The organism is Tissierella creatinophila DSM 6911 (genome assembly GCF_001940565.1).
Classification (GTDB): Bacteria; Bacillota; Clostridia; order Tissierellales; family Tissierellaceae; genus Tissierella_A; species Tissierella_A creatinophila.
Window position 1 is genome coordinate 1 of sequence record NZ_LTDM01000011.1, and the last position, 25,083, is coordinate 25,083.

A 25,083-nucleotide genomic window follows, 5' to 3' on the forward strand; every position below is an offset into this window, starting at 1 on the left:
TTCAATTTCCGTTTTGAGTTATAAACAACTTGATACTGTATATATACCCAAAATCGGGGGAATCCCAGCCATTTCAATAGATTGAAATGCAGTAAAATAGCTCGCTACAGAGTTCTGCAACGAGCTATAAGCGGTAATTTTAGGGGGGATTTTATGTTTAATATAGCCATTTGTGAAGATGATAAAAATTTTGCTTTAGAACTGAATAAAACTATTTATAGAAAGTTTCTTAATTATAATTTAAAATGTAAAATCCAAATATTTTATTCTGGAGAAGATATTCTTCATAATATATTTGACTTAGGGGAAAGATACGATATTATATTTTTTGATATAGAACTTCCAGGAGTAGATGGGATAGAAGTAGCCAAAAATATTAGATACTTAGATGAAGACTCAATATTTATATTTATTACATACTTAAATGAAAAGGTATATGAAGCTTTAAACTTAAATATATTTCATTTTATTAGAAAAGATTATTTTCATAAAGAAATAGATAACATTTTAGAACTATTAATTAAAAAATTAGATTACTTAACTAAGTCTTATTTATTTTCTATAGGCGATGAAGAAATTTATTTTAAACTACATGATATCTTATATTTTGAAGTATTAAATAGAAAACTTATATTGAATACAGAAGATAAAAAACATATTTCAAATTATCGCTCTTTAAAAGATATTCCTTTTAACTTAATAGAAAATTACTTTTATGAAGTCTATAGAGGTGTAGTAATAAATTTAAATCATGTGAGGGATTTTAAAGATGATAAAATAATTTTATCTAATGATGCAGTTATATATATAGCAAGAAGAAGAAGTAATGATTTTAAACAAGAGTTTTATAAATTTATTGCTTCTAAAAGAGAGGAATAGATATGTATAATCCCAATACTATAATAAGCCTTATATTTACTATTATACATGCATTTATTTTTATAGGCTTACTATCGGTGTTTAGAAAAGGCAAAGATTATAAATTGTTTGATATAATTGCAATAATAAGTATAGTTATTGTATCTCACATACTTACTTTCTTAGGAATAGCTACTTATATTAAAGTAATTCTTATTTCTATAATGCTATTTTTAATAACATTTTTATATAAAATAAGATTTTATGAAAGAATACTACTCGTTATACTCTATTATTTTATAATAATTGTATCAGAACTTTTAGTCACTCTTTTTCTTTCAAATATTCTATATATAAATTTAGAAACTATAGAATCAACCTATATATACTCATATCTATTTTTAGGGATAATAAGTGAGTTTTTAGCTATAATTATATTTTCTATAGTTAAAAGAAGTTTTTCACTTAAAAAGGTTATACTTCCAAGGTACCTTAATTATATTTTAATATTGATAATACTCTTATCTATTACCTCTATGCTTTTATTATTTAATGCGGCTTTAAATACGGTTTCTAAAAATATACAGTTCATCTTATTTATAATTTGTCTCCTTATATTATTTATAAATCTAAGTATACTTATAATATATTTTTCAGCTAATAACTTTTATATAGGCCTTCAAAAGAAAACAACAAGAAAAATTTATAATAAATCTTATAAAAAGTTTATTATAAATGCTGAGAAAAGAGAAGACTCTCTATCTAAGATGTGGCATGATATAAATAATCACATTAAAACTTTGGAGAAAATGAATGATTTGGAAAGCAATAAGAGCATTGATTATATTAACGCTCTTAAAAACCAGATTGAAAGTATTCCCAATAAAATAAATTCTGGAAACAAGTTAATTGATATAATTTTAAATGATAAATACTTAGAGGCAATTTCACACAACATTATATTTAACATAAAAGTAATAGCCCCACCAAAATTAAATATGGATGATTTAGATTTAAGTTCTATTCTATTTAATACTATAGATAATTCTATTGAAGCCTGTTTAAATAGCAATTTAGAGAATAAATATATCTATTTACAATTGTATCCAGATGGAAACTTTTTATATTATAAAATTAAAAATAATTATGATGAATCTAATAGTTCCTTTAATAAAAAACTTTTTTTAAATAAAAAAGAATATATTCAAAAAGGATATGGGCTTAGGATTGTAAGAGATATTGTAGAAAAATATGATGGCTACATTGATATAGATAAAGGTGATAATGAATACTCTGTGACCATAGTACTACCTTTAAGATATTTAACATTTTAATTAATACTATCAATTTACTTTTTATTTCTCCTAGAGTCAATTATTGAGCCTATAACCATACCAAAAATCATAGTTAATACAGCTGTCATACTATCTGTCTTAATTAAAAAATTTAATGAGAATCCTAATATTAATCCAATTGCTCCTCCAATAGAGGAGTTATTAAGTTATAGTTTCTTTTTTAATGCCTTTCGATTGTTTATAAAAACTTGTAATAAGTGAATATCCAAGTACTAATTGAAATACAAAGACAAAACCAGAACCATTTTGTATAAATATAAAACCAGGGTATGTTAATATTCTATATATTAAATTATCATTATATAAATACATAAAGAGATAACTCATTGAGAAATATAAAGATGGTATTACCATCAAGATTATTTTAGATAAATTAATTTTCCAATTTCCTTCTTTCCTTATCTCCTTAATTATATATTCTAAACCTAATAATAAGCCTATACTTATTTTAATAATCATAGATATTGCAAAATAAACAAAACTTAAATTAAATGTTTCTCTTTGATATATATATTGTTGTTTTTCTACATACCCATCTAAATATATTAATGCAGCTATCAATAATATATACCCTGAATATTTAAGCCAATTGTTATTTTTCATAAATAGAAATTCTCCTTTAAGATATAATATGTTAACCGATTTCTATACTATCACTATATACTTATTTTCTAATTTGTACTTGTTTTTTAGAAATTAAAAAATACTATAGTTTATAAAGTAAAATAATGAGACTTTGTAAATGATGTGCCATAATAAAATAAATAAATTTTTAACTATTGTATATTATTATTGATATCATTTACTTGTCCACCCTTTTCTAACAACATAGTTTTTACTTCTTTAAGTTCTTCGATAATTATGACAGTACATCCAGCAATTAAGCCTGATAGTAATACAATTCCACCATAAATAGGATATAGGTACTCTTGTTCCGCACCTCCTTGAAGAAAGCTCCTAAATAATACAATCCAAATTCCAGCTCCTACAGTCATTAATAAAAAAAATGTAACTAGTGTTCCTAAAATCTTTTTCATATTATCCTCCCTTAAAAATATTAACGTTTTATTTAAAATGTTTGCTATAATTTAATAATTATTTAGGTGTGTTTTATAATTATTATGATTATAAAACACACCCTTTAACAACATCATTAGAAAAGAAGTTATTTATAATAATGTACTCTATAAAGTTAAGGATAAATACAAACAATCTTACCAAAGGATATATAAATTAATCCCCAGTTTAGATAATTATGTGAGCGCTACAAACTTTATCATTATTCTTTATAGTTATACCATTTTACAGTTTCGTTTACCCCGCTACCAAATACTATAGATACACCACCAGGGTATGTAACGGATATATTTCCAGTCAAATACTTATGTCCATATTTAACCAAAACCTCTGCGTTAGATATTCTCGAGTTGTCATAAAGATATAAATGTGCTGTTCCTGACTTTCCTACATATCTAGCATCATCTGGATGTGTTAGGGGAAATTTAAAGTCACATCCACTTCCTGGAACTTTCCCACTAATATTATAGGTTTTATATTTTGTTTTATCAAGATATACATATCTTACCAAATTATCAGAGCCACTTCCAGAACTATATCCTTTGCTCCATGAAAATGCTAATGCGTCAGTTTTTGTGAATACTGGCATTACGTTCCAACTCCAATCTACTAACATGTTTAAGTACGAGTAGGTATTAGAAACACCAGATGCTGCTTTATAAACAGATAATGTTAATGTGCTTGATAGTGCTTCTATTTGATAGTCTTCACCATTAAAATTCTTCATTATTTCTAATTGATCACTATTATATCCCATATCCTTTAATTCTGATTCAGTATGGTTTTTTATTCTTTCTCTTATCTTTTCCTCAATATCTATATTTTTAACTTCTTTAACTTCTAGTTCTGTAAAACCCATATCTACTAATTCTGCATCATCCATGCTTTTTAGTTCTTCAACTAACTCAAGTTCATTAATTACAGTTTCCGATAATAATCTTGGTTCCATTTCCATTGTGCCTTCTGCATTTACAAGTCCCGTAAACGATAGACTAAAAATACAACAAATCATTATAAAACACCTTAATCCTGACTTTGTTTTCATAACATCCTATCCCCTTTCAAATTAGATATGTTTAGTTTTACATGATAAATAACGATTATAATCATAATTCAAATTCCATTTCCCATATAACATCGCCTCCCATTCAATATTGAATTATATGAAAATTACAAAACATTACTATCCTATCAATTCTTTATAACTTTACTTGTTATAATTTTTGTTTCAACAGAAGAGTTATTATATGCTTTCACTTAAAGATGTCCGGTGAGAATTAAATTTTTGTGTAAAGATTCTTATATTTATCCTTCTATCCACTTTATACTGCTATAAATTTGCTGTAATCGAAGCTTTAGTTGTTATTCCTTGATATACATCTATAGAACATTTAGTTTTCTAATATATTAACTCTTTAACAATCACCATTTTTATATCTTATCATATTTATATACTAGTACTAAGCGTAAGATGTAATAAGTTTACTTATCACTTTAATTTTTATCTCCTTCTGTTATAATAATAATATCATGTATAACTTAGACTTTGTTAGATTTTGGTTTAAGTGGTCTTTTTTTGGTCTGAGCGGTAATTTGAGGAGGGATTTCATGTTTAATATAGCAATTTGTGAAGACAATAAAAACTTTACACTAGAATTAAAGAAAATCATTTGTCGAGGTAATACAGCATGGTCATCACAAAACTAATAAATATAATACAGAGCATATTATTAATTTTAATTATATTTACAATTACATTTTTTGTATTTATTAAGAATACATTAGTAAATCCTAAAACTACAGATATTAGAATAATTTCTACATTAATACTATTATTTATAATAACATGGATTATAAAATTTCTACTAAGAAATACTAAAAAATAAAAAGGAGATTACCTCTTCATTTTTATGTATATAGATAAAGCACCAAATGATAATATCACTTGGTGCTTTATTTAAATTATTACATTTTGAGGATTTCCTTCTAGAAACTTTTCTATATTTTTAAATACTATCCCTGCTCTTCTTACCATAGCCTCTTCACTTGCATATGCAATATGAGGAGTTAATACTGTATTTTTAGCATTTAATAGTGGATAGTCACTAGGAATAGGCGGTTCCATATCAAATACATCTATACCTGATCCAGAAATCTTTTCTTCATTTAAAGCCTTAGCTAGTGCATTGTTATCTATAATGGGGCCTCTAGCTGCATTTATTAGTATTGCATCTTTTTTCAACATATTAAGATATCTTTGATCTACTATTCCTCTAGTTTTATCGTTTAGTGGTAGATGGATTGTAACTATATCACTTGTTTTAAATACATCTTCCATACTCATATACTCTACTCCAAGATTCTTTAGTTCTTCATTCTCACTTCTATTAAAAGCTATAACTTTCATACCAAAGGCAATAGCTACCTTTGCTACATCTCCTCCAATGTCGCCTGTTCCAAGTATACCTAAAGTTCTACCATGGAGTTCTCTTTGTCTAAACCCTTCCATAGTTCCACCTTCACGAGTTACTTTGTGGAGTGGTACGACATTCCTTAAAATGCCTATCATAAGTCCAAAGGTAAGTTCAACTACTGCTGGGGTGCTATATCCTGCTGCATTAGAAACTAAGATATCATTTTCTTTTGCTATATCTAAGTCTACATGGTCAACTCCAGTAAATGCAACTGAAATCATTTCTAGGTCACTAGCTGCTTTTATAACTTCTCCTTTAAGTGGAGAATTTGCTATAACTAGTATATTTGTATCTTTTACTCTTCTTTTTAACTCTTCTATATCAGTAGATTTCTCTTCAAATATCTCTAATGTATGTCCTTTTTCTATTAATGGTCTAGCTATTTCCTCTAATTTTTCTTTTTCAACTCCAAGTGGTTCAAGCACTGTTATTTTCAATATCTTCACCTTTCTTATTTAAATATTTAAATGTTTTTTTGGTGGCATTGGTATAAATTTATTAGTTCTTTGCTTATATTCTTCAAAATCAGGTCTACCTTCATATTTCTTTTCTAGAAGTGGTACTCCAGAAACCTTTAATAGCAAGAAATTTATAGCTACTGGTCCTATTATTCCAATAAATGATATAGGTTCAACTAGTGATATTAAAAAGATTCCCCACCACATAGTTGCTTCCCCAAAATAATTTGGATGCCTTGTGTAAGCCCAAAGACCTTCTGTCATAAGTTTTCCCTTATTACTCTTATCAGCCTTAAACTTTTTAAGCTGGGCGTCTCCAACAACTTCAAAGAAGTAGCCAACTATCCAAACTGCTATCCCTATATAGTTTATAAGTTTTAGTCCATTTCCAGGTCTTGTGTTTGCAAGAAATACTGGCTGAACTATAATTATTAAAAGTAGCATCTGAAGCATAAAAACTCTTAAATAAGCTGCTACTGCAACATTTTTCCCTTCATCTTCCCATCCTTTTCTCATAGTAACATATCTTCTATCTTCTTTACTATTCCAGTTTCTCCTAAATAGATGATACGCAAGTCTTCCTCCCCATAGTAATACAAGTATAGTTATAACTGATCCATTTAAAGATTCTGTATTCGAGAAGAAGTAGCTATATAATGCTACAACTATAAATCCACCTCCCCAAGCAATATCTTGTAACCCATTGTTCTTTTTAGCTTGTGCTATGAAAAATACAATTGTAAAAAATACCCATAATGAAATCACAGTTCCTATATATACATTTATCATCATTTTTCACCCCTTTATTTTGTACTGACAGATATAGCAACAGAACCAATACCAGCATTCATTGCAACTATAGTCGATATCTCCATTATATATTCTGGTTCTTTTCCTATCAATTTTGTATAGTATTCCTTAAACTCATTTACTCTTTCATCTCTATTTGCATGGACAAGTGAGTATTTGTCAATGTTGCCCTTTTTCATTATTTCTTTTATCAAATCTTCAATTTTTCTTGTGTTTCCTTTTTCACTAAATGCTTTTCCTATTATTATACCATCTCCATTTTCATCAATGGAGACTACTGGCTTTAAATTTACAATATTAGCTGCTATTGCTTGTGCCTTTCCTATACGTCCTGATTTTAGCATATATTTAAGAGTTGGTACACTTACAAATATATCTGTCTTTTCTCTTGTATCTTTTACACTTTCTATAACTTCATCAAAACTTTTCCCGTTTGCTATTTCTTCAGCTGCCTTTAACACTACAAGCCCCTGCCCACCAGAGTTGAGCTTTGAATCTATAACTTCTATACTTGTTCCATCTTTTTTTAGGTTTTCACTAGCCTTTTTAAGAACTTCATAAGTTCCACTCATTTTACTTGATACAGTTATTACTATTATAAATTTATAATGAGCTGATAGTTCTTTTAATATCTTTTCTGCTTCTTTTAAAGTAGGTTGGGAAGATGAAGGATAATTTTCTAGTTTATCCATAAGTTCATAAAAATGACTTGATGATATAGTAACTTTATCAAAATAGTTTGTATCTTCTATGATTATATTTAAAGGAAGTAGATGAATTTGGTGCTTGTCCATAAGCTCTTTAGGGAGATCTGCTATCGAGTCAGTTACAAGTGCTATTTCACTTTTCCTATCATATATGGATTCATATTGTCTTTTCATATCTTCTACTTTTTGAAAAATTGTATTTCCATAGTTGCGAATTTTAAAGAAAAGTTCTTCGGGTTTACTTGTATGGATGTGAATCCTAACTTTGTTTTTATTTCCTGCCAAGATTAAAGAATCTCCTAAATTATCTATTTCTTTTTTTATTTTTTTAATATCTAAATCTTTTCCTTGTAAAAGTGCTTCGCTGCAATATCTATAATTTAGATCGAAGTTCTCATGAACATGAACATTTGTTGCTTTAAAGTCTATTTTATCTATAAGGATCTTTAAATTTTGTATTTCACCAGTTTTAATAAAGTTTAAAAACCCTTCTATAAAGTGAACAAATCCCTTCGCTCCTGAATCTACTACATTTGCATCTCTCAATACTTTTAATTTTTCAGGTGTCTGGCTTAAACTCTTTAATGCTACTTTTAAAGAGTGTGTAAATAGTTCACTAAAGTCTTTTATAGTTCCTCCTAACAGACAAAGTGAGTTAGCCCAATCATTTATAACTGTTATCATAGTACCTTCTACAGGATTTGATATTGCATTATAAGCGTATTCTCCTGCTTTTTTTACAGAGTTTGCAAAATCCACTACTTCAATATCGTCTTTATCTTCTAATTCCATATACATTCCATTTACAAATTGAGCAAATATGATTCCAGAGTTTCCTCTTGCACCTACAAGTGCTGCATCTGCAATTGATCCAAGGGTTTTTTTAGGAGAATTTTCTATATTTGCATTTTCTATAATAGCGTTCATAGTATACGCTAGATTGCTACCAGTATCTCCATCTGCTATTGGAAATACATTTATTCTGTTTAGTTCTAATTTTTGCTTTATAACTTCATTTGCTCCTGAAACAAATCCATAGTAAATATTTTCACCGTTTATTTGAGTAAATTTCATAGCTTATCACCCTTCAAAATGGATTTTAAATCTATTTGTCAATAAGTTTTATAATATAAAAACTTATCCCTGCAGTAAGTGCATTTAAAGTTGTGCCCCATATAATGTCTATTATAGTTATCTTTAAAGGCCAATCTTTTAATGTTGCTAAATTAGTCATATCATAAGTTGCATATGTCATAAATCCAAACAATGCTCCTATTGAAATTGCATAGATTATACTATCTTTTTTAAGTGCAGGATTTATTGCAAAGAATATTAATCCACCTATAAAAAGCGCATAAAATATTATAGCCGCAGTCCAATTTGTACTATCTGCCATAAGATGGCTTAGGTTTTCTTTATATAATTTTTTAGCTACAATACCTAACCAAACTATATCTATAGCAAAAAACACTAAAAAAGTTACTATATAATGTTTTATAATTTCCATAGTTCTTATCTCCTTTCATTAAAAGTAAAATATGAAGATAATTATCTTCATATTTTACTGCCCCTTGCAATTAAAACTACCTTGTATATCTTTTGTTAAATTGTTTTGTGTTTATATGTCATTTTTACCCCTAATTTACGTTTTTAATTAAACAATAATAAAAACCACAAAAAACTTTAATATAACAAAGTTTTTTGTGGTTTTTCTATCTTTTTTTACTATTTTCTAATACCTTTTTTAAAAACTTTCCTGTGTAAGAATTTTTATTTTTAGCTATTTCTTCTGGAGTTCCCATCGCAACAATGTCTCCTCCCTGATCTCCACCTTCAGGTCCTAAGTCTATTACGTAGTCGGCAGTTTTTATTACATCTAGATTGTGTTCTATAACTATAATGCTATTTCCACCTTCTACTAATTTATTTAAAACTTCTACTAATTTGTGAATATCTGCTGAATGAAGTCCCGTTGTAGGTTCATCCAAGATATAGATAGTTTTACCAGTGGATCTCTTGGAGAGTTCAGTTGCAAGTTTTATCCTTTGGGCTTCTCCTCCTGAAAGCTCTGTTGAGGGTTGCCCTATCTTTATATAGGAGAGTCCAACATCAAATAGAGTCTGAAGTTTTCTCTTTATCTTTGGAATATTTTCAAAAAAACTTAGTCCTTCTTCTACTGTCATATCTAATATATCTGCTATTGTCTTATCTTTATACTTTACTTGCAGAGTTTCTCTATTGTATCTCTTTCCATGACATACTTCGCATGGAACATAGACATCAGGTAAAAAGTGCATTTCAACTTTTAGTATTCCATCACCCTTACAAGCTTCACATCTTCCGCCCTTCACATTGAAACTAAATCTTCCTTTTTTATACCCACGCATCTTAGACTCATTGGTCATTGCAAAAATGTCTCTTATATCATCAAATACACCAGTATAAGTTGCAGGATTAGATCGAGGAGTTCGTCCTATTGGACTTTGATCTATTGCTATTACTTTGTCTATATTTTCTAAGCCCTTTATCGCCTTATGGATTCCAGGTCTTACTTTAGCTCCATTTACCTTTTGAGCTAATGATTTATATAAAATCTGATTTATAAGTGAACTCTTACCAGAACCTGATACTCCAGTTATAACGGTGAAAAGTCCTAGAGGAATCTTTACATCTATATCTTTTAAATTATTTTCTTTTGCTCCTATTATCTCTATCCATTTTCCATTTGGGGTTTTTCGATCCAAAGGAACTTCTATTTCAAGCTTGTGTGAAAGATACTGTCCCGTTATAGAATTTGGATTAGCTTTTATATCTTCAACTGTTCCTTGAGCTACTATATATCCCCCATGAATCCCAGCACCTGGTCCAATATCTACTATGCAGTCGGCCTCATACATAGTATCTTCATCATGTTCTACAACTATAAGTGTGTTTCCAAGCTCGGTTAAGTTTCTTAGTGTTTTTAAAAGTTTTTCATTGTCTCTTTGATGAAGTCCAATGCTTGGCTCATCTAAAACATAGACCACTCCAACAAGACTTGAACCTATCTGCGTTGCAAGTCTTATCCTTTGACTCTCTCCACCGGATAGAGTTCCTGCCATCCTGGATAATGTAAGATAACCAAGTCCTACATCTTCTAAAAACCAAAGTCTTTCGTTTATCTCTTTTAAGATCTGTTCTCCTATTATCTTTTCAGTTTGTGTAAGTTCTAATGTACTAAAAAACTCAATTGATTTTGTGATAGAAAGATTTGTAGTTTCTATAATATTTAGTCCATCTATCCTTACAGATAAAACTTCTTTTTTAAGTCTATCTCCATGACATGTAGGACAAGGAGTTTCAGCCATAAAGGAGTCTATCTTACCCCTCATATAATCAGATGCAGTAGATCTATATCTTCTTTCAAGATTTGGGATTATGCCTTCAAAAGTCCCTCTAAAGTTTTTCATTCCTTCATATCTACTATCAAATTTAAAGGAGATAACTCTATTTATACCGTAGAGAAGTTCATCTAAAAACTTTTTAGGTGCTTCTTTTAATGGTGTTTTCATACTAAAGCTGTTTTCTTCTGCTATAGCTTTAAATATTTCATAATAATAAGTTCCATCAGAGGAGCTTGAAAAAGGTGCTATACCTCCTTCATCTATACTTAAATCTCTATTTGGTATTACAAGATCTGGATCTATCTCTTTGTAAAATCCAAGTCCATTACATGTCATACACATTCCAAATGGACTGTTAAAGGAAAATAGTCTTGGTTCTAGTTCTTCCATAGATATATTGCAATCTGGGCAGGAAAGTTTTTGACTAAACATTACTTTTTCTCCATCTATTATATCTACAAGTACCAGTCCTTCTCCTAGTTTTAGTGCTGTTTCTAGAGAATCACTAAGTCTTCCCTCTACTCCTTCTTTTACAATTATTCTATCAACTACTACCTCTATAGTATGTTTCTTGTTTTTTTCTAAGTTTATATCATCACTTATTTCAATAGCCTCTCCATCTATTATAAGACGCACAAAGCCTTCCTTTTTTATCGTTTCAAGCAGCTTTGTATGTTCTCCCTTTTTACCTCTAACTATAGGTGCTAGGATTTGGAGTCTAGTTCTATCAGGAAATTCCATAATTTTATCTACCATTTGGTCTACTGTTTGACTACTTATCTCTTTACCACAGTTGTAACAATAAGGTGTTCCTATTCTTGCATAGAGTAGTCTTAAATAGTCATAGATTTCTGTAACAGTTCCAACTGTAGACCTTGGATTTTTACTAGTTGTCTTTTGGTCTATTGATATAGAAGGAGATAGTCCTTCTATATATTCTACATCTGGCTTATCCATCTGCCCTAAGAACTGTCTAGCATAACTAGATAAACTCTCTACATATCTTCTCTGCCCCTCTGCATAAATTGTGTCAAAGGCAAGTGAAGACTTTCCTGATCCACTTAATCCTGTAAAAACTATAAATTTATCTCGGGGGATTTCTAGACTCACATTTTTTAAATTGTTTTCTTTAGCACCTTTAATTATTATCTTATCTTTTAACATTTTTTCACCTCTATAACATCTTCTTAAGTTCTATCATCTTATCCCTTATTTCAGCTGCTTTTTCAAAGTCTAGTTCTTCAGCTGCTTTCATCATAGCCCCTTCTAGTCCTATTATCATAGACTCTATCTCATCTTTTGAAAAACTATCATTATATTCTATCTTTTCTTCTGCCACGATAGTTGCCTCTATTACATCTCTTATAGCTTTATTTATAGTAGTAGGAGTTATATTGTGTTCTTTGTTATATTCATTTTGAATTTCTCTTCTTCTTTCAGTTTCCGATATTGCCTTTTGCATAGAGTTGGTGATTCTATCTGCATACATTATTACTCTACCATTTACATTTCTTGCAGCCCTTCCTACTGTCTGAATAAGTGAAGTCTCCGAACGAAGGAACCCTTCTTTATCAGCATCAAGTATAGCTATAAGGGATACTTCGGGAAGGTCAAGACCTTCTCTTAAAAGGTTTATTCCTATTATTACATCATATTTACCAAGGCGTAAATCCCTTATTATCTCCATTCTCTCCATAGTAACTACATCAGAATGAAGATAGTTTACCTTTATACCTATCTCTTTAAAGTATTTTGTTAAATCTTCTGCCATCTTCTTAGTGAGAGTTGTAACAAGAGTTCTTTCATTGTTTTCTATAGTCTTTCTTATCTCTTCTACAAGATCATCTACTTGGTGGTTTATAGGTCTTATATCTATAATAGGGTCAAGAAGCCCAGTAGGTCTTATAATCTGTTCTACTGTCCTTTGTGTGTGAGCTAATTCATATTTTCCAGGTGTTGCTGATACATAGAGTATTTGATTTACAAGTCCTTCAAATTCTGTAAACTTTAAAGGTCTATTGTCCAGTGCTGATGGCAGTCTAAAACCATATTCTACCAGATTCATCTTTCTTGATCTATCGCCTTCATACATTGCACCTATTTGAGGAATTGTAACATGTGATTCATCAGTTATTATTAAGAAATCCTCTGGAAAATAGTCTATTAATGTATAGGGTTTGCTTCCAGCTGCTCTTCCACTTAAATGCCTTGAATAGTTTTCAATCCCTGAACAAAATCCCATCTCTTCAAGCATTTCCATATCATATCTAGTTCTTTGTTCAAGTCTTTGAGCTTCTACAAGTTTATCTTTATCCCTTAACTCTTTTAGTCTCTCTTCTAGTTCTTCTTCAATAGTTATAAGTGCTCTCTTTACTTTATCTTCTGTTGTTGCATAGTGGGAGGCGGGGAAAATTGCCACATGATTTCTATATCCTATTACCTCTCCTGTTAAATGATTTACTTCAACAATTCTTTCTATTTCATCTCCAAAGAATTCTATTCTAACTGTGTTTTCACTAGAGGAAGCAGGAAATATTTCAAGTACGTCTCCTCGAACTCTAAATGTACCTGCTACAAAGTTTATATCATTTCTCATATATTGAATTTCTATAAGTTTTTTCATGACTTCATCTCTATCTTTTATCATTCCTGGTCTTAAAGATACCATTAGATTTTTATAATCTATAGGGTCTCCTAATCCATAGATGCAAGAAACAGAAGCTACTACTATTACATCACGCCTTTCAAATAAAGCGGCAGTAGCTGAGTGACGAAGCTTATTTATCTCATCATTTACAGATGAGTCTTTGGCTATATAAGTGTCGGTATGTGCTACATATGCTTCTGGCTGATAGTAATCATAAAAACTTACAAAATATTCTACCGCACTATCTGGGAAGAATTCTTTAAATTCACTTGCAAGTTGATATGCAAGAGTCTTGTTGTGAGCTATGACCAAAGTAGGCTTTTGAGTTCTTTCAATTATATTTGCCATAGTAAAGGTCTTTCCAGAGCCTGTAACTCCAAGAAGAGTCTGGTGCTTTAAATTATTATTTATTCCATCGACTAGTTTTTCTATTGCTTCAGGTTGATCTCCTGTTGGTTTAAAGTTTGAACTTATCTTAAATTTATTCATAATTTCACCTCATTTGAACATTTGTTCATTATTATATTATATAGTATCTTTCATAAAAGTCAAAATAAATATTTATTCCTTGAGAAAACCTTCAATTTATTATAAAATAGATTAAGGAGTGTGATTTTATGAAACGTTTTTTACTTATTATTATGATGTTACTTATTATATCAGTTTTTACAGCTTGTAACTCTCAGGAGGTAAGTCCTCTCTTATATAAAGATAATCCTAGTGGTAGAGTTATTTCTCATAGTGATGATGTCACCAAATTAAAGTATACTATAGATAAGATTACCCTATCTAAAAGTTATCAATCTATAGATCCAGGTGTAGAAGTTATAACAAATGGATTAGATGCTACTATTCTCTTATCTCTTGGAATAGTGGAATCATCTGGAATAGAAATAGAAAAAATAGAAAAAGATCATAGTAATATAAATATTTATGTCCAAAATGAAAATAAAGATACAAACCCAGAAATAGTTGTTCCTCAAGCTCTAATACATTTCGATGATTTAACCCCCAATGATATTGAAACTTTAAACTTTAATATTATAAATCAAAATTATAGTCCTATCAAGGTAAATATTGATATTGGAGAAGCGATAAGTAAAATCGAATCATCTTTAAAGATTTCTGCCTCTACTTTTCCCGATATAAGTATTGATAGAAAAAATGATAATCTCTTTTTAAATTTAAACTTTATAAATGTAGTAGATTTAGAAAACAAAGAAAATCCTATAATAAATTTAAATGTACTTATTGATCTTACAGATGCTAAAATCGTTAAATCTTCTAAGAGCACTGTTTCATCTTTAATAGATGAGGGAATTATACTAGAATATGTACCCAATAAATATATATTGTATATAAAAGAAGAAACTATTAAAGAGGATATTAATACAGATTTATGGATTTATGATATACAAAAAGAAAGTAAAGAAAAGATATATTCTACAAAGAATAAGATAAAATCTTTAAAGTTTAATGAAGATGAAGACAAAGCATTTTTAATAGAATCCTCTTTAGAATACAATCAACTCTATATTCTAGAAATTAAAGATTTAAAAATGTATAAGGCTAATATAGATAAGGAAATAAACCCTTTTATAGGAACCTGGAAAAACAATGAAACAATAGTTTTAGTGGGTAAAAATGATACTATTTGTGGAGTCTACGATTTGAATATATCTTCTAACAATTTAAATTATATAACATCTATTGATAAAGAAATAAAAGAAATCGACTATTTAAATGATTACTTTCTCTTTTCTGTAGAAATTGATAATTTAAAAGAAATATATATAACAAAAAACTTTATAGATAATTTGTTTATAGATAAAGGTAGTAATCCTTTATTTGTAAATAATAATACTATAGGATATTTAAAAAATGACCCATTGAAAAATAAAAACTTGTTATGGTTTTATGATATAGAAGATAAATCTACAAATTTTCATTCTGAAATGGATGTGCAGGCGTTTTTAAAGTGGAAAGACAATTTGGGAATTATAGAAAAAAGTCAAATTGGTTCTGATAATCCGCTTCATATTTATAATCTTGATAAAAAAGAAATGAAATTTGTAACTTCGGTAAGAAGTGATAAGATATTTTTAAATTCAGATAAAAATATTCTATATATAAATTCTTATATGAATATAAAAGAAAATAAAACTAAAGTTATATCTTTTATAAATTTAAAGCCTTAAAAAAGCCCCTTTAGGAAATTTTTATTCCTAAAGGGGCTTTTTTCCCTATATATCTCTTTTTTATAAGTCCTCTTTTATGGTTAAAGTATTCTATTTTAACTCTATTAAAATCTTTATAAGACAAATCTATAAAGTCTCTCTTATCTCGTAACTGGAGATGATTTACCTTTAATATTACATCACCTCTTTTAATCCCAAGCTTTCTTCCAATCCCTATATAGCTTACATCTGTTACATTTACACCTTTTATAATCATTTTTTTACTATTTAAATTTCTCTTTTCTCTATGTTTATTTATAAATATTATAAACTCATGTCCTATGAGCGAAAACATAGGAGGGATAAATTTATAGGGGCTTATCATCGTTATAATAAAGAGAAATGAACTATATAAAAATAAATAGATAGCTGTTTCTAAAGATTTTTTCTTAGGTGATCTTCCAATTGTAAAATCTCCATAACTTACAATTGCAAAGAGTAAAAATGGTTTTATCATTGTATCTCCTATAAATATTACAAAAGGTATAGGCCAAAACCTATTGAATTCATAGCCATCTTTTATTTGTCCTTTTATATTAAATATATTAAACATCTTTTGACTGTTTCCGTTTATTAAGATTAAAAGACCTTCTATAGCATGGAGTAGGGATATAACTATCATTAATTCATAGATATCTATCTCTGGATAATGAAAGATTAAGCTTATAAGGGAGAGAATACTTCCACCATAGGAAAAACAAATAAATCTTGAATCCATCATAGATAGCACTAGTGAAATAGATAGAATATAGATATATTGTAATGGAAGAATATATATTCTAAGATATATTAAAACAACAGTTGCTATAGCCCCTCCAATTATCCCATAAAAAATGGAGACAATAGTAGATTTTATAGGTTTTTCAACTCTTTTATAGTACTGAAAATATATTATTAAAGCTATTAGTATAAAAAAAGGAGATACTAATCCTTTAACGATATCAAGTATAGTAAATAAAACTATTTGATATAGCCCGTACATGTTAGTATCCCCTTTTTTATATTTTCTTTATTTTATTTTTTCCTTTATAACTTCTAATGCTTTTTTAAGCTGAGTATCTTCTTTTAAGTTTTCTACTCCTATAACTTTTATATCTTCGGGAAGTTCTACCACTATATCTGGTTCTATACCTATTCCATGTATATTTGTTCCATTTGGAGTGAAGTATTCAGATATTGTAAGTTTAATCGCCGATCCATCCTTTGTAGGTAGAGGTCTTATTCTTTGAACTATTCCCTTACCAAATGTTTTAGTTCCTATAAGTTCTCCTCTTTTATAATCTTTTATAGCTCCTGAAAGTATTTCTGAAGCACTTGCACTTCCTCCATTTACTAGTACTACTAGAGGAATATCTATTTGAGATGGTTTAGATTTATAATATTCTTTTTCTCCACCCTTAGTTTCAGTATAAACTATAGTTCCTTCTCCTAAAAGTTCATCTGCTATATCTGCCGTTACATCTAAAAGCCCTCCAGGATTGTTTCTTAGGTCAATTATAAGACCCTTTACATCTTTTCCTTGTAGCTTTTTAAGATCTTTCATAAAGTCTTTATATGTTAATTCATCAAAAGAAGTTATATTTATATAACCTATATTATCATCTACTATGCTTGAATTTACAGTTTCAAGTCTTATTTTTTCTCTAACTATATCTAAATCAAATGTTTTATTTGAACCATCTTTATTTTTCCTTAAAATAGTTAAAACTACCTTTGTTTTAGGCTTTCCTTTCATTATTTTTACTGCCTTATCCATATCTTCTGCCATAAATTCTTTACCATCTACGGCTATGATTTTATCTTCTGGTTTAATTCCAGCTACCTCTCCTGGAGTTCCTTTTATAGGAGAAACTACCGTTATAAGATTATCTTCTCCAGGAGTAACTATTACTCCTATTCCCCCATATTCTCCAGATGTTTGCTGAGATAAATCAGTGTATTCATCTGCTGTTAAGTATTGAGAATAAGGATCTCCTAAAGATGCAACAATACCTTTAAGTTGACCTTCTCTTAAAGTTTCATTATCAACATCCTTTAAATAACTTTCCTTTATAAGTGATTCTACTAACTGAACTTTTGAAAACTCTTTAGCAGTTGATTTTAAATAATCATAATCAGTCTTAGGGATTACAACTTTAGAGTTTAATTGTAAACTAAGGCTATTACTCAAACTAAATGTTGTTATATTTGTTAATATAAGTACTATTACAAAGAAAACAATCAATCTTTTTTTTGACATTTACTTCACCTCTTGTTTTAAGCTTATAAGCTATTTTATTATATGCATTATAATATTATACCACATACCTATTAATTTATAATAAAAAAAAAGGGGATTAATTCCCCTTTATCCATGGCAATGGATCTACAAAGTCTCCATTTTTTCTAACTTCAAAATGACTGTGTGGTCCAGTAGATCTTCCAGTACTACCTACCTTGGCTATTCCAGTTCCTCTTTCTACAGACTGCCCTACACTTACTGATGATGATGAATTGTGTGCATAAAGAGTAACTATTCCCCCACCGTGATCTACCATTACTGCAATTCCATAACTCCCTAGCCATCCGCTATATATTACTGTTCCACTTGACGCGGCTACTACATTACTTCCCGCTGGAGCTGCTATATCAATCCCTGTGTGAAGTTTCTGAGTATGCAGTACAGGATGAATTCTATATCCATAATAAGAACTTATTCTGCCTGAACTAGGTACTGGCCAAGCCATTGTTCCTCCTGTATATGACTGGGAAGATGACGAACTACTTGAGGAAGAGCCTGGAGATGAACCACTTGAAGGTGAGCTATTTGATGCAGCTTGTTTTTTAGCTTCTTCTTCTCTTCTTTTAGCTTCTTCACGTGCTCTTTGCTCTTCTTGTAATTGAAGTATTTTTCCTTTAATGCTTATAGCATAATCATTGAGTTTATCGTATTCTTTTTCAAACTCACCTATATCTTCTTGTAATCTTGACATAAGGTTTTCTTTTTCTCTAGTAGCTGTTTGTAAATCTTTTTTACGAGATTCAAGTTTTGTTTTAGCTGCTGAAAGAGATGCTCTTTGAGCTTCTAATTCTATCTTTTTTTCTTCTATAATATCCTTTTGTTCTCTCATCTCTTCTAATAGTTCTTTATCTTGTTCTGCTATAGCTTGTACCATGTCTTTTCTAGAAAAGAAATCCTGTATATCTTTAGAAGTAAGAAGTAGCTCTAAATAACTTACATTTCCATTAACATACATAACTTTTATTCTAGCTTCAAAGTTTTCTTGTTTTTCTATTAGTTTTTGTTCAGCTTCTTTTAATTCTTTTAAATTCTTTTCTATATTTTTTTGGATTAATTCTAATTCATCTTCTACTTTTGCAAGTTCTATAGAAGCTTTGTTCATTTTTCTATCTAGGTCTCCAATTTGATCTTCCACACTCTTTGACTCACTTTGAGCTCTTTTAATCTTTTCTTGAGTTGTTTTAATCTCATTTTTAATTCCATCTTGTTCTTTTTTTAAATCCTGAACTTTATCTGCAAAGCTTGTGCTTCCAAATGATAAAACCATTGAAGTAAGTAATACTGTTGAGATCTTTCTAATATCTTTTTTTAGCATTTTTTCCCCCTTAAACATTTAAATATTTTTTCATGGATATAATGCTTCCTAAAGCACCTATTCCAGAACCTATAACTAAAAACATAATCGAGATATCTTTTAATATAGTTTCAGGTGGTACAAGCATTATACTATATAGTACACTTAATTTTCCATTTATTAAGTCGAATAAATATCCATATCCAAAATATACTATTAATATAGACATAATAGCTGCTACAATTCCAAATAATACTCCTTCCAATACAAAAGGTGTTTTTATATATGAATTGGTAGCTCCAATATATTTCATTATGCCTATTTCTCTTCTTCTAGATGCTACTGTAAGCTTTATAGTATTTGAAATTATAAATACTGATATGGCGATTAAAACCGCTATGACTATAATTCCACCAAACCTTATATATTTTGCAAAAACTTTAAGCTTATCTATTATGTCCTTATGATATTTTATTTTATCTATACCTTCAATATCATTAATCTTTTCTACTATTTTATCTGTATTTTGTATGTCTATTATTTTTATTTTATAAGAATCAGGCAAAGTAGTTACCCCTTCTAAAAGGTCCGCTTCTTCTCCCCAATCTTTTTTCAATATTTCTAATGCTTTTTCTTGGGATATATATTCTATTGACTTTATACCATCTTCATTTTGGGCAAAGTCTTCTATTAACTTCTTGTTTTCCTCAGTAATATCTTCTTTTAAAAATATTTCTACTTCATCAAATTTACTTTGAACATCTACAACTAAAGCATTTATACTCATTATAAGAACCAAAACAAACCCAAGTATTATTAAGACTGCAGATATAGAGGATATAGAAGCTAAACCCATACCGCGGTTTCTCCACATACTTTTAAAGCTCTGTCTAAAAGTACTTTTTATTATCCTAAAATTATTCATCATATCCTCCTCTTTTTTGATCCCTTACAATCACTCCGTCTTTTAATTGTATAACTCTACGTCTTAAATTGTCAACTATTTCTTTTGCATGAGTGGCCATTATTACTGTGGTTCCTCTTGCATTTATATCATTTAAAATCTTCATTATCTCTAAACCATTGTCAGGATCTAAGTTTCCCGTAGGTTCATCAGCTAATAGTATAGGAGGATTGTTTACTATAGCTCTAGCGATAGAGACTCTTTGTTGCTCGCCACCTGAGAGTTGTTCCGGAAAGCTAGATGACTTTCTACTTAAATCTACTCTATTTAGTACGACAGGAACTCTCCTTCTTATATCTTTAGGGTCAGCCCCTAGTATTTCCATTGCAAAAGCTATATTTTCATAAACTGTCTTATTATTTAAAAGCCTAAAATCCTGAAATACTACTCCTAAATTTCTTCTAATATATGGAATGCGTCTATTATTTACTTTTGTAACATTTACACCATTTATATACATCTCTCCAGATGTGGGAGCCTCCTCCTTTAATAAAAGTTTTATTAGAGTTGACTTACCAGCTCCACTTTCCCCAACTATATATACAAATTCACCTTTGTGTATGTGAAGATTTATATCCGTAAGAGCTTTTACTCCACTTTTATATTCTTTACTTATATTTACTAATTTTATCAAAACTTCACCTCACAATCAGACACTATAATACTATAAATATAATATTATTTTTATTCCTTGATATATCTTATAATCCATTATAGTATATATTCAAGAATAAATAAACACTTTGAGGTGATTTAATTGGAAAAAAAGTTAATTAGAGAACAAATTCTTAAAAAAAGAAAAACTTTAAGCGAAGAAACACGAGAAATTTATAGTCAAAAAATAACAAATAAATTGCTCGCTTCTTCTCATTATATGAATGCAAAGACTATTATGTGCTTTATTAGCTTTTCAGATGAAGTAGATACTCATGATTTTATAAAAAGCGCCATACAGGATGGAAAGAAAATTGTAGTTCCTGTTACCTTCCCTAAAACTCATGAACTCAAGCCCTCTAGAGTAAAGGATTTTAATGAGCTTGAGCCTGGTTATTATAATATATTAACTCCAAAAAAAGAGTTTGAAAGATTCATAGACCCCAAAGATATAGATTTAGTAATAACTCCTGGTGTGGCTTTTAGAAAAGATGGATATAGGGTAGGATATGGAGGGGGGTATTATGATAGATTTTTAAGTAAAATCCCTAATACTATAACCATTGCAATCTGTTTTAGTATTCAATTAGTAGATGAACTTCCAACAGATAGCTTTGATATACCAGTTGATTATATCTATACTGAAAAAAATATAGTCACTTGTAAATAGATGATTAATATTTTATATAGATTTATGATATAATATAAAAGTGTTTAATAAAAGTACGGGAGGGAAATAAAATGAGTAGAGCTGTAGGCACTACAGTAAGAGGAATTAGAACCCCTATTGTTAAAGAAGGGGACGACCTTATAAATATAGTTGTAGATTCTATATTAGAAGCATCAACATTAGAAGGTTTTAAATTTAACGACAAAGATGTGGTTGGTATTACAGAGTCTTTAGTAGCTAGAGCACAAGGTAATTATGCTACCGCAGAAGCAATTTCAAAAGATATAGACAATAAGTTTTCTGGAGATATAGGTTTAGTTTTTCCTATACTTAGTAGAAATAGGTTTTCTATACTACTAAAAGGTATCTCAATGACCGGAAAAAAGGTACATCTTCTTTTAAGTTATCCTTCTGATGAAGTTGGAAATCATCTTATGGATGTAGATAAGATGGATAGCTTAAATATAAATCCATATTCTGATCTTTTAACTGAAAAAGAATACAGAAAACTCTTTGGAGAGAAGGTAAGCCATGAATTTACAGGTATAGACTATGTGAGTCTATATAGAAAAATGGCCAATGACAATATAGATATTTACTTTTCAAACGATCCTAAAGATATATTAAAGTACACTAAAGATGTATTGGTGGCAAATATTCATGATAGAAAAAAGACTAAGAGAATATTAAAAGATGCTGGTGCAAATGTGGTATTGGGAATAGATGACATATTAACTTCTTCTATAGATGGAAGTGGATACAATGAAGAGTATGGACTTCTTGGTTCAAATCTTGCGTCAGATAATGAAGTAAAACTCTTTCCTAGAAATAGCCAATATTATGTAGAAGAGATACAAAAGTTACTTATCGAAAAGACAGGTAAAAATATAGAAGTTATGGTTTATGGAGATGGAGCATTTAAAGACCCTATAGGGAAAATCTGGGAACTAGCTGACCCTGTGGTTTCCCCTGGCTTTACTGAAGGGCTTAAAGGTACTCCTAATGAGCTTAAACTTAAATATATAGTAGATACGGAACTAGGCGAGTTAAAAGGTGATGAAATATTAACTGCTATGAAAAATAAAATCTATAGTAAAGATATAGATCTTTTAGCAAATGCAGAGTCTTTAGGTACAACACCAAGACAAATCACAGATCTTTTAGGTAGTCTTTGCGATCTTACAAGTGGTAGTGGAGACAAAGGTACCCCAGTAGTTCTTGTGCAAGGATATTTTGATAATTTAGCTAGTGAATAAAAATAGGCTATTGCAATTTAATTGCAATAGCCTATTTTGTAAAAAATAACAAGATTAAAATTTATCTTTTCTCTATTATTCTAGCTGGAACGCCTACTGCTGTAGCATAAGGAGGAACTGATTTTAATACTACTGCATTGGCACCTATCTTTGCACCTTTTCCAATTGTTATAGGACCTAATACCTTTGCTCCTGCACCTATTATTACATCATCTTCTACAGTAGGGTGCCTCTTTACATTTTTGTCTCCTCCTACGCCTCCAAGAGTGACTCCATGATACATCAATACATTATCTCCTATTTCTGCAGTCTCTCCAATTACAACTCCCATCCCATGATCAATAAATACATCTCTTCCTATTGTAGCGCCAGGATGTATTTCTATACCTGTAATCCTTCTAGCTCTTTGTGCTATCATCTTAGCAAGTATATTGTGGTCTTTTTTATAGAGTTTATTAGTTAGTTTATAATAGCACATAGCCTTTATACTTGGCGATGATATTATTGCATCAAATAAGTTTTTAGCAGCTGGATCTTTTTTGAGTACATTATAACCTTGCTCTTTTAAAAATTTTATCATAACATCACTCTCCCAATAATAGATCTGTCGATAGATACCTCTCTCCTGTATCAGGTAATACTGTTAGTATTCTATGATTCTTTCCTAATCTTTTTGCCATTATCATAGCTGCGGCTAAGTTTGCCCCAGATGATATCCCACAAAGTATGCCTTCTTTCTCTCCCAACAATCTGGCATATTTAAAAGCTTCTTCAGCTCCAATATGAATTATTTCATCTACTACTTCTCTATCAAATATACTAGGTACAAAGTTTGCACCTAACCCTTGAATCTTATGAGGTGCAGGATCTTTACCAGATAAAACTTGAGATTCTGTTGGTTCTACTGCAACTATATATATTCCTTTTATAACTTCTTTTAACTTTTTACCTACCCCTGAAACTGTACCACCAGTTCCAACTCCAGCTATAAATACATCTAATTTCTTTTGTGTATCTTTTATTATTTCCTCAGCTGTTGTCTCATAATGGGCTTTTGCATTGTTTTGGTTTGAAAACTGATCTGGCATAAAATATCTATTTTCCTTTGCAAGTTTCTTTGCCTTTTCAACTGAACCGGACATCCCCTTCTTACCATCGGTCAGTATTAGTTCTGCTCCATATGCCTTTAATATCTTTCTTCTCTCAAGACTCATAGTATCAGGCATAACTAATATCACCCTATATCCTTTTGATGCTCCTATCATAGCTAAGCCAATTCCGGTATTGCCACTTGTGGGCTCTATTATGGTGTCCCCTTTTTTTAATATCCCTTTTTGTTCTGCCCCTTCTATCATATATAGTGCTGCTCTATCCTTAATACTACCAGATGGGTTAAAGGATTCTACTTTGACAAATATTTCTGCACTATCTTCTTCTTGTAAGTTATTTAACTTTATAATTGGTGTATTTCCTATAGACTCATAAATATTATTTAATATCATGCTATCTACCTCCTGGTTTTTTTATTGTTTTTTCCTACAAATTATAAAAAAACCTTTTGCCTTTCTGTATAATACAGAGGCAAAAGGTTTTTTCGCGGTTCCACTCTGCTTAGGAGAAACTCCCAGCTCATTAAGGTATATCTACCTTAGTTCTATAAGGGGAACAACCCTATAAGTCTACTTTTCTTCGACTTTAAACTCCTTGGTGCACTTGGGCTATATTTGTATAGGTTCTTTTCACCATAGAACCCTCTCTGTAATACACTTTATAGCTTACTCTACCAATTCATAGTATTTTAGTATATTTTAATATTATATGAGATTATATCACAAAAGGTACTAATTTAAAAGTTTAAATAATTAAATTTTTAAAAAAATTTAAAATAAATCTTTTTTGTTCTTTTATTGCCCATAGCTCACATTATTATAGTCTGTTTCTATTAAAAGAGAACTAAT

At 29.6% G+C, this 25,083-nt stretch carries 21 protein-coding genes and 1 other annotated feature; of the genes, 5 read left to right on the forward strand and 16 right to left on the reverse strand.

The features are described 5' to 3' along the window. Positions 1-153 precede the first annotated feature (153 nt). Together TICRE_RS03665 and TICRE_RS03670 are read left to right on the forward strand one after the other, a co-directional pair. Entirely contained in the window at positions 154-879 is a 726-nt protein-coding gene (locus TICRE_RS03665; protein ID WP_075725254.1) for a LytR/AlgR family response regulator transcription factor, read from the forward strand. A gap of 2 nt (positions 880-881) precedes the next feature. Then, a complete protein-coding gene (locus TICRE_RS03670) occupies positions 882-2,192 on the forward strand; it encodes a sensor histidine kinase (protein WP_075725256.1) in 1,311 nt (436 codons plus the stop codon). A gap of 162 nt (positions 2,193-2,354) precedes the next feature. Here the strand turns inward: TICRE_RS03670 and TICRE_RS03675 are convergent, their stop codons facing one another. From TICRE_RS03675 to uvrB, 9 genes are all read right to left on the reverse strand, one after another. After that, on the reverse strand, positions 2,355-2,816 hold the full coding sequence (locus TICRE_RS03675) for a hypothetical protein (protein WP_075725258.1): 462 nt from the start codon (positions 2,814-2,816) through the stop codon (positions 2,355-2,357). A 173-nt stretch (positions 2,817-2,989) separates the two neighbouring features. Next, the gene (locus tag TICRE_RS03680; protein ID WP_075725260.1) at positions 2,990-3,250 is read right to left on the reverse strand and encodes a hypothetical protein; all 261 of its coding nucleotides are present in this window, start codon (positions 3,248-3,250) and stop codon (positions 2,990-2,992) included. A gap of 242 nt (positions 3,251-3,492) precedes the next feature. After that, entirely contained in the window at positions 3,493-4,335 is an 843-nt protein-coding gene (locus tag TICRE_RS03685; RefSeq protein WP_075725262.1) for a hypothetical protein, read from the reverse strand. Positions 4,336-5,247: 912 nt separating this feature from the next. Beyond that, positions 5,248-6,201 (reverse strand): NAD(P)-dependent oxidoreductase, encoded by a 954-nt coding sequence (locus tag TICRE_RS03690; RefSeq protein ID WP_075725264.1) that lies wholly within the window; start codon positions 6,199-6,201, stop codon positions 5,248-5,250. An 18-nt stretch (positions 6,202-6,219) separates the two neighbouring features. Next, complete coding sequence (locus TICRE_RS03695) at positions 6,220-7,011, reverse strand: DUF1295 domain-containing protein (RefSeq protein ID WP_084191803.1); 792 nt, start codon at positions 7,009-7,011, stop codon at positions 6,220-6,222. A 14-nt stretch (positions 7,012-7,025) separates the two neighbouring features. Continuing rightward, a complete protein-coding gene (locus TICRE_RS03700) occupies positions 7,026-8,813 on the reverse strand; it encodes a DAK2 domain-containing protein (protein WP_075725268.1) in 1,788 nt (595 codons plus the stop codon). 31 nt (positions 8,814-8,844) lie between these two features. Continuing rightward, positions 8,845-9,246 carry a DUF2177 family protein gene (locus tag TICRE_RS03705; protein ID WP_075725270.1) on the reverse strand — a complete coding sequence of 134 codons (402 nt, stop codon included), beginning with the start codon at positions 9,244-9,246 and terminating at the stop codon, positions 8,845-8,847. A gap of 205 nt (positions 9,247-9,451) precedes the next feature. Further along, on the reverse strand, positions 9,452-12,286 hold the full coding sequence (gene uvrA, locus TICRE_RS03710) for an excinuclease ABC subunit UvrA (protein WP_075725272.1): 2,835 nt from the start codon (positions 12,284-12,286) through the stop codon (positions 9,452-9,454). 10 nt (positions 12,287-12,296) lie between these two features. Further along, entirely contained in the window at positions 12,297-14,258 is a 1,962-nt protein-coding gene (uvrB, locus tag TICRE_RS03715; protein WP_075725274.1) for an excinuclease ABC subunit UvrB, read from the reverse strand. Positions 14,259-14,386: 128 nt separating this feature from the next. Here uvrB and TICRE_RS03720 point away from each other — a divergent pair, with 128 nt between their 5' ends. Next, on the forward strand, positions 14,387-15,967 hold the full coding sequence (locus TICRE_RS03720; protein ID WP_075725276.1) for a hypothetical protein: 1,581 nt from the start codon (positions 14,387-14,389) through the stop codon (positions 15,965-15,967). Between the two features lie 10 nt (positions 15,968-15,977). Here the strand turns inward: TICRE_RS03720 and TICRE_RS03725 are convergent, their stop codons facing one another. From TICRE_RS03725 to ftsE, 5 genes are all read right to left on the reverse strand, one after another. Beyond that, complete coding sequence (locus TICRE_RS03725; protein WP_075725278.1) at positions 15,978-16,988, reverse strand: PDZ domain-containing protein; 1,011 nt, start codon at positions 16,986-16,988, stop codon at positions 15,978-15,980. Positions 16,989-17,015: 27 nt separating this feature from the next. Then, positions 17,016-18,245 (reverse strand): S41 family peptidase, encoded by a 1,230-nt coding sequence (locus tag TICRE_RS03730; RefSeq protein ID WP_075725280.1) that lies wholly within the window; start codon positions 18,243-18,245, stop codon positions 17,016-17,018. Positions 18,246-18,342: 97 nt separating this feature from the next. Then, positions 18,343-19,602 carry a murein hydrolase activator EnvC family protein gene (locus TICRE_RS03735; RefSeq protein WP_075725686.1) on the reverse strand — a complete coding sequence of 420 codons (1,260 nt, stop codon included), beginning with the start codon at positions 19,600-19,602 and terminating at the stop codon, positions 18,343-18,345. A 10-nt stretch (positions 19,603-19,612) separates the two neighbouring features. Continuing rightward, the gene (ftsX, locus tag TICRE_RS03740) at positions 19,613-20,506 is read right to left on the reverse strand and encodes a permease-like cell division protein FtsX (protein WP_233120142.1); all 894 of its coding nucleotides are present in this window, start codon (positions 20,504-20,506) and stop codon (positions 19,613-19,615) included. Next, positions 20,499-21,179: a cell division ATP-binding protein FtsE gene (ftsE, locus tag TICRE_RS03745; protein ID WP_075725285.1), complete on the reverse strand. Its 681-nt coding sequence runs from the start codon at positions 21,177-21,179 to the stop codon at positions 20,499-20,501. The genes ftsX and ftsE overlap by 8 nt, the downstream gene beginning before the upstream one ends. A gap of 123 nt (positions 21,180-21,302) precedes the next feature. Here ftsE and TICRE_RS03750 point away from each other — a divergent pair, with 123 nt between their 5' ends. Continuing rightward, complete coding sequence (locus tag TICRE_RS03750; protein WP_075725287.1) at positions 21,303-21,869, forward strand: 5-formyltetrahydrofolate cyclo-ligase; 567 nt, start codon at positions 21,303-21,305, stop codon at positions 21,867-21,869. 71 nt (positions 21,870-21,940) lie between these two features. Further along, positions 21,941-23,125: a coenzyme F420-0:L-glutamate ligase gene (locus TICRE_RS03755; RefSeq protein ID WP_075725290.1), complete on the forward strand. Its 1,185-nt coding sequence runs from the start codon at positions 21,941-21,943 to the stop codon at positions 23,123-23,125. 61 nt (positions 23,126-23,186) lie between these two features. Here TICRE_RS03755 and epsC read toward each other — a convergent pair whose 3' ends face one another. Both epsC and cysK read right to left on the reverse strand, forming a co-directional pair. Beyond that, positions 23,187-23,705 carry a serine O-acetyltransferase EpsC gene (gene epsC / locus TICRE_RS03760; protein ID WP_075725292.1) on the reverse strand — a complete coding sequence of 173 codons (519 nt, stop codon included), beginning with the start codon at positions 23,703-23,705 and terminating at the stop codon, positions 23,187-23,189. Between the two features lie 4 nt (positions 23,706-23,709). Then, complete coding sequence (gene cysK, locus TICRE_RS03765) at positions 23,710-24,627, reverse strand: cysteine synthase A (RefSeq protein ID WP_075725294.1); 918 nt, start codon at positions 24,625-24,627, stop codon at positions 23,710-23,712. 72 nt (positions 24,628-24,699) lie between these two features. Beyond that, positions 24,700-24,926: a binding site (T-box leader), on the reverse strand. Positions 24,927-25,083 lie beyond the last annotated feature (157 nt).